Source organism: Nonomuraea sp. NPDC050202 (genome assembly GCF_040656115.1).
Taxonomy (GTDB): domain Bacteria; phylum Actinomycetota; class Actinomycetes; order Streptosporangiales; family Streptosporangiaceae; genus Nonomuraea.
The window spans coordinates 78,108-90,007 of sequence record NZ_JBFALF010000016.1 but is presented as its reverse complement, the minus strand read 5'-3'; the positions used below and the strand labels follow the sequence as shown (position 1 = coordinate 90,007).

Sequence of the window (11,900 nt, the reverse complement as noted above, 5' to 3'; positions counted from 1 at the left end):
CGGCTCTCAGGCCGGCCCGCACCGCCCGCGCAGGATCGGGACACCGTCCCCTTCCAGCTCGTCGCAGTGAGCCTCGCGTCCGGTCATCGCCATGACCAGCGCGATGGTGCGCCCGGAGACGACCGCTCCCGAGCCGGCCTCGAACGGCCCGTCGGTGGCGACGAGCCGCAGCCCGCCGATCCGCCCCTTGGCCTGGACGACCAGGTCCGACCCTCGGTAGTACTCGGCCAGCCGCGTGACGGTCCCGATCGGGTAGTCCCGGTGGATGCCCAGGGGGCGGCGGATGTCCTCCCCGTGCACGATCGTCTCCCCGAGCATCGCCACCGCGGGGAGAGGCGGTGAGGTCGTACTGGTGACGACGCGCTCGAAGCGTTCCAGGGTCTCGGCCCCGTCGGCGCCCAGGTGCTCGGCCAGCCGCATGGCCACCTGCTTGTCGAAGTCGAACCGGCAGCGGATCACGCCCGCCAGCCACCGCAGCGGGGTGAGGCTGGCGCCGGCGGTCAGGTGGGCGAGCACCTCGCGGACCGTCAGCCCGGCGCACAACGACGGCGCCGCCCACCGCTCCTCCGCCAGGCCGGCCAGGTCGGCGGCGAGGGCGGCGCGCTCGGCGTGGATCGGTGCCCAGTCCTTCGTGGTGCGGCCTGCTCGGGGTGCTGCTTCTGTCATGACCGGATGTCTCCCCCTGATGTGATGGAACGAGAAGGGTACAGCGCTCATCAGGGAAGACTTCCGGCGCGGCGGAAACTCATCGCGCGGGCAGGCAGTCGAGGGCGCGGGGGAGCGCACCACGGTGGCGGACGCCGTGATGCACGTGTTCGAACGGCAAGCCGGCCCCTACCGGCCGTGGGCGAGCGCCGTCCGCAGCGCACCGGAAGGGTCGCCGCCGCGCCAGGCGACATGCTGGTCGGGCCGGACCAGCGAGAGCGGCTCGCCGGGCAGATCGACGACCCTCAGCGGCACCCCCAGCTCCGCCGCCTCCGCGACCAGCACGGCGGCCCCGGGCGAGCGCTGGTCCCCGACGAGGCTGAACGCCGGCCCCAGCCGGTCGTACAGGGACTCCCCGGGAGCCAGCCACCGGTGCGGCAGCCGCTCCCCGGCCCCGGAGGAGACGATGGCGGAACCGGCATAGGTGTAGCCGAGCACCAGGTCCAGGCTGTGGAACTCGCTGTCCTTGGTCCGCAGCACCGCCTCCGCGACAGCCGGGCGCACCTTCTCGAACTCGGCCTCGTCCCCCAGCAGCGCCGGATCCGCGAGCTCGGGGGCGAGGGTGGCCATGTTCCTGGCGGCGGCCTCGATGGTGTCGGCGGCGATGGGACGGCGCTCGCTCTCGTACGTGGCCAGCAGGCCCGGGGGCGCCCACCCCAGCAGCACGGCTGCCAGCTTCCAGCCGATGTTGACCGCGTCGCCGATGCCGGTGTTGAACCCGTGACCCCCGTAGGGCGGGTTCTGGTGCGCCGCGTCGCCGGCCAGGAAGACCCGGTCGCTGGCGTACCGGTCCGCCAGCAGCATCCGCGCCGTCCACGGGTCGGTGGACAGGATCTCCACCTCGATGTCGTCACCGGCGAGGTTGCGCACCAGTTGTACGGGGTCGGCGTCCTCCGCCCGCACCCCCTGGGCGATGCACCACCAGGTGTCCTTCAGGTCGAGGCGGCCGAGCATGCCGGGCTGGGCCGGGTTCAGCACCCAGTAGTGCACGGCGGGTCCGTGCGGCATGCGCTCGGCCAGCCCCGGGGCGCGGAAGACGATGTTGAAGTTGGGGCGGGCGTCCTGGCGGCCCTCGTACCGGGAGCCGATGGCGGCCCTGGTCACGCTGCGCGGGCCGTCGCAGCCGACGACGTACTGGGCGCGCACCTCGCGCTCCTGGTCGCCTGACGTGATCCGCACGGTGACGCCGTCGGCGTCCTCCCGCAGGCCGGCCACCTGCCAGCCGGTCAGCAGCGCGTCGCCGACCGCCTCCCGCAGCACCTCCTCCACCAGCGGCTGCGGCACCTGCTGGCCCGGTTCGGCCGCCAGGTCGGAGCCGACCAGGTCGAGGCCGAAGCAGCCGCTGATGCGGGTGATCTCGCGCCCGAGCAGGCCGGTGACGAACACCGCCTCGTCCGACCACGACACCGCCAGCGGAGCCCGCGACCGTAACGTCTCCGCCAGCCCCCACCTGCGCAGCAGCTCCATCGAGCGGGCCGAGGTGGTCTTCGCGCGCGGGCGCAGCCACGACACGGTCTCCCGCGGCTCGACCACCAGGCAGCGCACGCCGTGATGGGCCAGCTCCACGGCGGTCGCCAGGCCGACGGGCCCGCCTCCGGCGATCAGCACGGGCACGGAGTCGGGAACTTGCCTTACCAGATCCATGGAAGTCCTCTTCGTCAGGTAAACGCAGGTATAGTCCTGGCGCCGTTCAGCCAGCGTCAAGAAGGACCTGTGGCCGCCGTGGTCGAGGTCATGGTACGAGCTCGCAACAATTGATGATCGCAACTAGTGGACGGCCGCCCGGCTCAGTACGGTGCTACGAAAAAGTGACGATCACCCAGGGGTTGCATATGAGCGAGACCTCGACGATGCCGTTGCACATGCGGCGGGTGGAGTTCCATCCGGCACCGGAACTGGCGGCCGCGCGGGACGAGGATCGGGTCAAGCGGATCACGACGGCGTTCGGCACCGAAGCCTGGCTCGTGACGCGCTACGCCGACGTGCGGGAGGTGCTGGGCGACGCCGAGCGCTTCAGGATCGCCCCCACGAACATCGCGCGGCTGCCCGGAGCGCCGCCCATGACGGAGGAGCAGCTCGCCAAGGTACGCGCGGGCAACCTGCTGGGCGTGGACCCGCCCGAGCACACGCGGCTGCGCAAGATGCTCACACCGGAGTTCACCATCCGCCGGATCGACAGGCTGGAGCCCAGGATCCGGCGCATCGTCGAGGAGCACCTGGACGCGCTCGAGGCCGCGGGCGCGCCCGCCGACCTGGTGCCGTCGTTCGCGCTGCCGATCCCGTCGCTGGTGATCTGCGAGCTGCTCGGGGTGCCGTACGAGGACCGCGAGGGCTTCCAGCAGCGCACCGCCAGGATGCTCGACATGAGCCTGCCGGGCGAGCAGCGCATGATGCTCCAGTTCGAGCAGCGCGCGTACATGGAGGGCCTGATCGCCCGCATCCAGGCCGACCCCGGCGAGGAGCTGCTCGGCATGCTCGTGCGCGAGCACGGCGACGACCTGTCCACCGACGAGCTGGTCGGGATCGGCGGGCTGCTGCTGTTCGCGGGGCACGAGACCACCTCCAACATGCTCTCCCTCGGCACGCTCGCCCTGCTGCGCCACCCCGAGCAGCTCGACCTGCTCAGGAAGGAGCCGGAGCGGATCGACGCCACGGTGGAGGAGCTGCTGCGCTGGCTCAGCATCGTCAACTCGGGCACCACCAAGGTCGCGACCCGCGACACCGAGATCGGCGGCCAGCGGATCCAGGAGGGCGAACAGGTGCTCGTCACCCTGCCCGCCGCGAACCGCGACCCGTCGTTCCTCCCGGACGCGGACAGCTTCGACCTCAGCCGCGGCGCGCCCGGCCACCTCGCCTTCGGCCACGGCGTGCACCACTGCCTGGGCGCCCCGCTGGCCCGCATGGAGCTGCGGATCGCCTTCCCCGCCCTGCTCGAGCGCTTCCCGAACCTGCGCGTGGCGGACGCGGAGCCGCGGTTCCGCGCGTCCTCCGTGGTGCACGGGCTCAGCTCCCTGGAGGTGACCTGGTAAGGCCGGTCCGCGAAGTGCCGGCCGTCTCCCGCCGGTCAGGGGCACACTGGAGCAAGGAACGGTCAGCAGTGGAGACGGCGATGGCGGGCGAAAACGTTCACAAGGACGAGCAGCCGGACAAGCGGGAGAGCGACCAGCCGGAACCGCAGGAGGCCACCGCACGCGAGCGTGTCGCGGAGCGGAGAGACGTCGCGGGCAGGGCGCGGGACCGGGCCGCCGAGGAGCGTGACCGGAACGCGCAGCGCCGCGACGACCTGGCCGACGCCCGCGACCAGGCGGCGCTCCTGCGCCGGCGGCACCTGGAGCAGGCGCGGGAGGCCGAGGACGCCCGCGATCGCCGCCTGCACGACCTGCTGTGGGCGGCGGAGTGCAGGGACAGGGCCGCCGAGGAGCGCGACGAGGCCGCCGCCCGCCGCCAGGCCGCGCTGGGCGACCAATCGCCCGCCGTACGCGCGGAATGGCGGCTGCTGGCCGAGGCCAGGGCGCTGGCGGCCGCCGACAGGGAGCGGAACCGCATGGACCGTGCCGCCCTCCGCGCGGAGCTGGCCGCGCTGCGCTCCGACCGGTTGACGGCGGAGCACGAACAGGGGCAGGACCGGCGCGTCGCCGCCGCCGATCGGCAGGCCGGCGGGCAGGACCGGGAGGCCGCCGCCCGCGACAGGGAGGCCAGCGCGGGCGACCGGCGGCACGCCGCCCAGGGCCGGCTGGAGGCCAGGGTGGACCGGCAGTACGCCGCCGAGCAGGTCACGAAGTGGAGGCTGCGCCGCAGGCAGCCCTGATCGCGCTGGGAAAATGTCGGGCAGGGCGGATAACGTGCAAGCGTCATGCCTATCGACGTCGCGGCGCACGAGCTGATCGGCAGGGAGCACCCCGCCGCGCTGCTGCGCGCCGAGATCGCCAGGCTCATCGGCAGCCACGGCGGCCTGGTGCTGGTCACCGGCGAGGCGGGCATCGGCAAGACCACGCTCGTCACCGATGCGGCCGGCGAGGCCAGGCGGCGCGGCGCGCTGGTGGTGGGCGGCGCGTGCTGGGATGCCGGCGGCGCCCCGGGCTACTGGCCATGGGTGCAGGTCATCAGGGCGCTGCGGCGCGCCGCCGCGCCGGAGGAGTGGGCGGCGGCCGAGGAGGCGGCGGGCGGCAGCCTCACGACCCTGCTGGGCGAGCCGCGGGCGGCCGGCGAGCGCCCCGCGGACGGCTTCCAGCGCTCCGACACGGCGGGCGAGCGGCCTGCTGACGCCCTCCACCGCTTCAACGCGGCAGGTGAGCGGCCTTCCGACGCCTTCCAGCTCCACGATGCGGTCACCTCCGCCCTGGTCGCGATCTCCCAGCGGCGCCCGCTCCTCGTCGTCATCGACGACCTGCACGCAGCCGACCCGGCCTCGCTGCGGCTGCTGGAGTTCGCGGCGCGGCAGACGTGGTTCGAGCGGCTGCTGCTGATCGGCACCTACCGCGACGCCGAGGTGGAGCCGGTCGACCACCCGCTGCGCGACCTGCTGTCGCCGCTCGTGGCCAAGGCGACCACGATCACCCTCACCGGGCTCGACCGGGCGGGCGTCGCCGCGCTCATGGCCCGCACCGCCGGCCACGACCCGCCGCCCGAGCTGGTGGCGGAGGTCCACCTGCGCACGGGCGGCAACCCGTTCTTCGTCGAGCAGACCTCCCGGCTGTGGCGCAGCGGCGGCTCGGCCAGCGCCGTCGCGCCCGGCGTGCGCGACGCGCTGCTGCGGCGGCTGTCCCTGCTGCCGCGCCAGGTGGCCGAGCTGCTGCCCGCCGCGGCGGTGCTGGGGCGGGAGTTCCACCGCCAGGTGCTCGCCGCCGCCATCGCGGCCCCGGTCGCGCACGTCGATCGGCTGCTGGAGCTGGCCGTGGTGGCCAAGCTGGTGGTGACCAAGGGCGGCGGCGTGTTCGCGTTCGCCCACGACCTGGTGCGCGAGACGCTGTACGACTCGCTCGACGACCCGCGCGACCGCCACGCCGCCGTGGTCTCCGCCGTGGAGAGCTCGCCCGCCCTGGCCGGCCGGTTGCCGCCCAGCGACCTGGCCAGGCACGCCTACCTCGCGGGAGACAGGCTCGACCCCGAGCACGCCATCGGCCTGCTGCTCGACGGCGCCCGCGAGGCCAGGGGGCGGTTCGCCGGGGAGGAGCAGATCGCGCACCTGCGCAGAGCGTACGAGCTGAGCGCCGCCGCGAGCCCGCACCGGCGCGGGGTGATCGCGCTCGACCTGGGCAGGGAGCTGCACCACGACGGCGCCCGCGAGGAGGCCAGGCGATTGTTCGAGGAGGCCGCGGCCATCGCCCGCGACACCGACGACCCCGAGCTGCCCGCCCGCGTCGCGCTGGTCCACCACAGCCACTACGGCCGCGACGCCTCGCTCGACCTGCTCACAGACGCCTACCGCAGGCTGGTCGGCGGCCCCCCGGTGCCCGCCGACGGGCTCGCCGTCGCCCTGGTGCTGCACCTGGCCTCGCGGGCCAGGCAGGGCGGCGACGACGACGCGCTCGCGTTCAGCCTGTGGGCGCACCACGACATCATCTGGGGGCCGGGCACGGCGGCGGAGCGGGTGGCGCTGACGGGCGAGCTGGTCGACGTGGCCCGCCGCACCTCCGATCCCGACCTCGAACACTTCGCCAGCGCCCTGCGCTGGGTGGCCATGATCGAGCAGGGCGACCCCCGCTACCTCGACGAGTTCCACGCCTACGCCGCCAGGGGCCGGCGCAGCGAGCGCCCGCACCTCCAGATGTCCGTCGACGTCGACGCGAGCATCATCGCCGGCCTCGAAGGCCGCTTCGCCGAGGCCGAGTCGCTGCTGGAGTCCGTCCACCCGGACGCCAGGCATGATCACTTCGCCTTCATGCTCAAGCACCACCAGTGGGCGCTGATGGCGTTGCGGGGCAGGATCGACGGGCAGGAGCGGCTGCTGCGCGAGCTCAGAGGCTCGGGCCACCCCTGCGTGCCGCTGCTGGAGGCCCTGACCGCGCTGCAGACGGGCGACCTCGACACCGCGCTGCGCCGGCTCGACGACGAGGAGCCCGGCGACCGCATGATCCAGCCGATCTGGCTGCGCGTCCAGGCCGAGCTGGCCGCGGTCACGCAGGACCCGGAGCTGTGTGCCCGGGCGCGGGCCCGGCTGGAGCCGCACCGCGGGCAGTGGGCGGTGTCGCTGTTCGGCTGGGAGATCAGCGGGCCCTACGATCTGTGGCTCGGCCGCGTGGACGCCGCGCTGGAGCGCTGGGCGGAGGCCGTCGAGGAGCTCACCGCCGCCTACCGCGCGGCCGACGCGATGCGGGCGCGGCCGTGGTCCGTGCTCGCCCGCGCCCACCTGGCCGAGACGCTGCTCGCCCGCGCCGCGCCCGGCGACGCGGAGGCGGCGCGGGCCCTGGTCGAGGGGGTGCGCCGGGAGGCGGAGGAGCTGGGGATGCGGCAGGTGCTGGAGTACGTACGCCCGGCGCCGCCGTACGGGCCCGCCGTACGACCCGGCGGGAAGGCCCAGCCAGGCCCCGCCCCGCAAGGCGTGCTGGGACTGCTGGGGAACGCCTGGACAGGAGGCGGCACCGCACCGCGGCCCGGCAGCGCCTCCGGCGGGCGGGAGGCGACCCGCGGCGCCGCCTCCGCCCGTGAGGCCCCGGGCGAGGGCCCGTCGGGCGGCCCCGACGGGGAGTTCAGGCGGGACGGGGAGTTCAGGCGGGACGGAGAGTTCAGGCGGGACGGCGCGGTCTGGTCGCTGGCCTTCGCCGGCCGCCTCGTGCACATGCCCGATACCAAAGGTCTACGTGACCTCCACATCCTGCTGAGCCGCCCTGGCGCCGACGTCCCGTCCGTGGTCCTGCTCGACCCCGAGGGCGGCGAGGCCGTGGTCGCGGCCCGGAGCATGGGCGGCGACGAGGTACTCGACGACGAGGCCAGGGCCCGGTACCGCCGCCGCCTGGGGCAGCTCGACGAGGAGATCGACCGCGCCGCCGAGCTGGGCGACGACGACCGGGCGGCGGAGCTCGACGGGGAGCGGGCCGCGCTGCTGGCCGAGCTGCGCGCCGCCGCGGGCCTGGGCGGGCGCACGCGGCGGCTGGGCGACGAGGCGGAGCGCGCCCGCAAGACCGTCACGGCCCGCATCCGCGACACGCTCCGCAAGCTCGACCACGCCCACCCCGAGCTGGCCGCCCACCTGCGCGCGTCCGTCTCGACCGGCTCCACCTGCCGCTACCAGCCCCGGGAAGAGCTCACCTGGCGCCTCTGAGCACCCTTGACACGGGGTGCGATCCCGCCCCGGGATGAACCTTTCACCGCCTTCCCCGCGTCCGCGCTGGTCGCCAGGGCCTCGACAAGGTCGATCTTGCAGCGGGGTTGACCCCCGTCGTCCAATGCACGGTGATCGCATCCCAACGCCGTCCGGCCCTTCATGAGGGGAGAACTGGTGCGTCACAGAATCACCGCTCTAGCCCTGCTCGCGGTCACCGCCCTGGCACCCGCCCTGGCCACGAGCACCCCGGCGCACGCCGCGCCCACGCTCCAGATGGTCTACAGCAACCTGCCCTATGACGTCTGCATCTCCTTCGGCCAGTCGGGCGTGCAGAACGGACGCTGGCAGACCTGGTGGTGCAGCACCCACTACCCGCAGACCTACCCGGGGTACTACACCTACGACCTGTGGGCGTACGTGAACTGACGCCCGTCGTCGGCGCGGGTGCCGCGGTGGGCGGCACCCGCGCCGACGCTGCCGGGGGCGGGGGGATGGTGGGGGGTGTCCGGCGGTAGCAGCCATGCGGGGGTGCGCCACTGCTGTACGTTCGAGCGGACGCAGGAGCCCATGGACAACGTGCGCAGGTCGGGCTCCAGTTGCAGGCACAGGTCGCTGGCGACGTGCCTGACCTCCCAGTGGAGCCAGTCGTTGTGCGGCGAGCGGAAGGCGAAGCGCCAGAGCTGGCCGGGGCCGCCGGAGCAGGCCTGGCGTACGGGCCGGCGCCGCTCCCGCGAGGCGGACACGCCCAGGCACGTGCCCGAGATCCTCATCTCGTAGTCGCCCCGGGCGTTGCGCCGGTAGGTGAAGGCCTGGTTGTCCCGGCCGTGGCACTCCCAGGTGACCAGGTCCGACATGCCGGCCGCCGCGTCCAGGCAGATGCCGTTCTGCGAGCTGGCCACCGAGCTGCCGAGACCCCAGGGCATGCGGCCGGTGACCAGCCAGCGCTGCGCGAGCTTGCCGGCGACGCAGGTGCGCAGGACCAGCGGGGCGCCCGCGTCGGTCGAGCCCTGGTTGGGCTCGACGCACATCCCGCCCTGCGAGATGCCGCCGTCGCCGGTCAGCCGCCAGAGCTGCTCCGCGGACCCGTCGCAGGCGGCCTCGGTGATGTAGCCGCCCTCGGTGAGCTCGCGCGCCTCGGGGGTCAGGCAGAGCCGGGTCTTGCGGTTGCGGATCTGGTAGTGGTACGAGCCGTCGTGCTTGTCCGGCGAGAAGTCCCACCGGTAGAGCGCCGCGGGGCTCCTGCTGATGATGGAGGGGCCGAGCCTGGCACGCGGGGGAGCGGTTTCTGAGCCGGTCACGGCCAGGTACCGGCCGGGCAAGTACTGGGAGAGCACGGCCACGTCCGGGCGGTACAGCCGATCCCGGGTGCGGCTCTCGGCGTACGCCACGTAGCCCAGGGACGCCACGGTCGCGCACACGACCGGCACCGCCACCAGGACGGCCGGCTTGACGCGGCGCGTGCGCTCCGGCCGCGGCGGGGGAGCGACCAGCTCGCGGTAGGCGTTCAGCCAGGTTCCGGCGGCGGTGTCCGGCACGTGGTGCACGGCGAGGAAGGCGCGGATGATCGGCTCGGCGCGCTCGGCGTCGTCGAGCCAGCGCAACGCCTGCTTGGTCACCTTCTCCAGGTCGGCCCGCCCGACGTCGAGCCCGCGCTCGGCGGCGCGCCTGTCCAGCTCGGCGAACGGCGGCGTGCCCTTCTCCTGGCGCAGCCTCTTCAGCAGCCGCTTGTAGCCGGCCAGGTCCTTAACCGTGTACGGGTCGGTCGTGGTCTCCGAGCGGGCGGCCCAGCGCGCCCGCACCATGGGCACCGCGGAGGCCAGGCAGGAGAAGAGCACGGCGGGCGGGACGTGAGCCGGGTTGAGCTCGGGCTCGCCGTCGGTGGAGAAGTTGACGAAGACGCCGGCCGCCACGGAGAGGAGGGCACTGAGCCCGCCGGTCACGCCGATCTCCACGGCGAGCCGGCGTACGTGACCGCGCATCCACCCTCCGCCCGCCACTGTTGGTCAATGGATGGTAACGGAGGGTGTGCGGTCAGAGCCAGGCTCCGGGCGACGGGGTGCCGCTCACTTCCGGTTGTAGAGCCGCATCGTCAGCGTCCCGAAGACCACCACGAGCACCGCCGACGACACCAGCACCCAGGTGATCTCCCCCATGTCCGGCGTGCCGCCCATCAGCGAGCGCACCGAGGTGACCAGGTGGGAGATCGGGCTGGCGTTGACGAAGACCTGGAGCCAGCCCGGCATGGTGGCGGGGTCCACGTAGACGTTGCTGAGGAAGGTCAGCGGCATCATCACCAGCATGCTGACCCCCATCACCGACTTCTCGTTCCGCATCAGCAGCCCGAACATCGTCCACAGCCACGAGAACGCGAACGAGAACACCAGCAGCAGCGCGATCCCGCCCAGCACCCCGGTGATCCCGCCCGAGGGGCGGAAGCCCAGCAGCAGCCCGATCAGCAGGATGACGGTCGAGGCCATGAAGTAGCGCAGGACGTCGCCGAGCAGGTAGCCGACCATGGTGGACGGCCGCCAGATGGGCAGGGTGCGGAACCGGTCGAAGACGCCCTTCTCGATGTCCTTGTTGACCTCCACGCCGGTGTACATGGTGATCATCACGACGCTCGTCACCATGATGCCCGGCAGCAGGAACTGCAGGTATTCGGTGGGGGAGCCGGCCAGCGCGCCACCGAACAGGTACGTGAACATCAGCGTCATCATGATCGGGAACGCCGTCACGTCGAAGAGCTGCTCGGGCACGTGCTTGATCTTCAACATGGACCGCCACCCGAACGTCATCGACGCCGACCAGGCGCTGGGACGCGGGGGTCTGGCCGTGGGGGCGAGGACCGAGGCCAGGGTCTCGGCGGCGGGCGCGTACGGGGTCGCGGTCTCGGTGGTCGTGGTGCTCATGCTGCTATCTCCTCGGTGGTGGCGGGCTCGGCGGTGGTGGCGCTCATGCCGCTGCCTCATCCGCGGCGGTGGTGGCGGGGTGGTCGGTGAGGGCGAGGAAGACCTCGTCCAGGCTGGGCTGGCCGAGGGAGAAGTCGTCGACGACGATGCCGGCCGAGGCCAGGCGGCCCAGCGCGCGGGCGGCCTGGGCGGCCTCGTCGCCGGGGCCGTTGATGCGGGCGGTGAGCGCCACCGGGTCCGCCTCCAGGTAGACGGGCGTGTCGAGGGCTTCGGTGAGCAGCCGCTCGGCCTCGGGGCGCTCGGCGGCGTCGCGCAGCCGGACGTGGATCGAGCCGGAGCCGACCGACGACTTCAGCTCGCCCGGGGTGCCCTCGGCGATGACCCTGCCGTGGTCGATGACCGCGATCCGTTGCGCCAGCCGGTCCGCCTCCTCCAGGTACTGCGTGGTCAGCAGCACCGTGGTGCCGTGGGCGACGACGATGCGCACGATGTCCCAGACCTGGTTGCGGCTGCGCGGGTCGAGGCCGGTCGTGGGCTCGTCGAGGAAGAGCAGGTCGGGGGTGTTGAGGATGCTGGCCGCGATGTCGATGCGCCGCCGCATGCCCCCGGAGTACGTCTTGACCTGCCGCCCCGCCGCCTCCGTCAGGCCGAACGCCTCCAGCAGCTCCGCCGCCCGCTCCCGCGCGGCCGGCTTGCGGTGGCCGAGGAGGCGGGCCAGCAGGATCAGGTTCTCCGAGCCGGTCATCTCCTCGTCCACGGAGGCGTACTGGCCGGTCAGGCTGACCCGGGAGCGGACGGCGTCGGCCTCGCGCACCACGTCGTGCCCGAACACGGTCGCCTCACCGCCGTCGGGCCGCAGCAGCGTGGCCAGCATCCGTACGGCGGTCGTCTTGCCGGCGCCGTTGGGCCCGAGCACGCCGTACACGGCGCCGGCCGGCACGGACAGGTCGAGGCCGTCCACGGCGCGCGTGTCGCCGAAGACCTTGACCAGGCCGGAGGTCTGGATGGCCGGTTCTGGCATG

Annotated in this window: 9 protein-coding genes; 4 read left to right on the top strand and 5 right to left on the bottom strand. The window is 73.5% G+C overall.

Annotated features, from left to right (window positions below; genetic code table 11):
* Positions 1–6 precede the first annotated feature (6 nt).
* Positions 7–666, bottom strand: a complete 660-nt coding sequence (locus tag AB0I79_RS34475; RefSeq protein ID WP_357882187.1) for a maleylpyruvate isomerase family mycothiol-dependent enzyme — start codon at positions 664–666, stop codon at positions 7–9.
* 168 nt (positions 667–834) lie between these two features.
* Positions 835–2,349 (bottom strand): FAD-dependent monooxygenase, encoded by a 1,515-nt coding sequence (locus tag AB0I79_RS34470; RefSeq protein WP_357882184.1) that lies wholly within the window; start codon positions 2,347–2,349, stop codon positions 835–837.
* 188 nt (positions 2,350–2,537) lie between these two features.
* Between AB0I79_RS34470 and AB0I79_RS34465 the strand changes: the two genes are divergently transcribed.
* The 4 genes from AB0I79_RS34465 (at position 2,538) to AB0I79_RS34450 (ending at position 8,395) form a co-directional block, all read left to right on the top strand.
* The gene (locus tag AB0I79_RS34465) at positions 2,538–3,734 is read left to right on the top strand and encodes a cytochrome P450 (protein WP_357882180.1); all 1,197 of its coding nucleotides are present in this window, start codon (positions 2,538–2,540) and stop codon (positions 3,732–3,734) included.
* An 80-nt stretch (positions 3,735–3,814) separates the two neighbouring features.
* Entirely contained in the window at positions 3,815–4,513 is a 699-nt protein-coding gene (locus AB0I79_RS34460; RefSeq protein WP_357882176.1) for a hypothetical protein, read from the top strand.
* Between the two features lie 45 nt (positions 4,514–4,558).
* Entirely contained in the window at positions 4,559–7,966 is a 3,408-nt protein-coding gene (locus tag AB0I79_RS34455; protein WP_357882173.1) for an AAA family ATPase, read from the top strand.
* Positions 7,967–8,143: 177 nt separating this feature from the next.
* Positions 8,144–8,395, top strand: a complete 252-nt coding sequence (locus tag AB0I79_RS34450) for a hypothetical protein (RefSeq protein ID WP_357882170.1) — start codon at positions 8,144–8,146, stop codon at positions 8,393–8,395.
* On the opposite strand, the gene AB0I79_RS34445 is transcribed toward AB0I79_RS34450, so the two are convergent.
* The 3 genes from AB0I79_RS34445 to AB0I79_RS34435 all read right to left on the bottom strand — a co-directional run bounded on the left by AB0I79_RS34445 (position 8,368) and on the right by AB0I79_RS34435 (position 11,899).
* Positions 8,368–9,948: an RICIN domain-containing protein gene (locus AB0I79_RS34445; RefSeq protein ID WP_357882167.1), complete on the bottom strand. Its 1,581-nt coding sequence runs from the start codon at positions 9,946–9,948 to the stop codon at positions 8,368–8,370. The two genes, AB0I79_RS34450 and AB0I79_RS34445, sit on opposite strands and share 28 nt — an antisense overlap.
* Positions 9,949–10,032: 84 nt before the next feature.
* On the bottom strand, positions 10,033–10,878 hold the full coding sequence (locus AB0I79_RS34440) for an ABC transporter permease (protein WP_357882163.1): 846 nt from the start codon (positions 10,876–10,878) through the stop codon (positions 10,033–10,035).
* Positions 10,879–10,921: 43 nt separating this feature from the next.
* On the bottom strand, positions 10,922–11,899 hold the full coding sequence (locus tag AB0I79_RS34435; RefSeq protein WP_357882160.1) for an ATP-binding cassette domain-containing protein: 978 nt from the start codon (positions 11,897–11,899) through the stop codon (positions 10,922–10,924).
* Position 11,900: the final 1 nt, after the last annotated feature.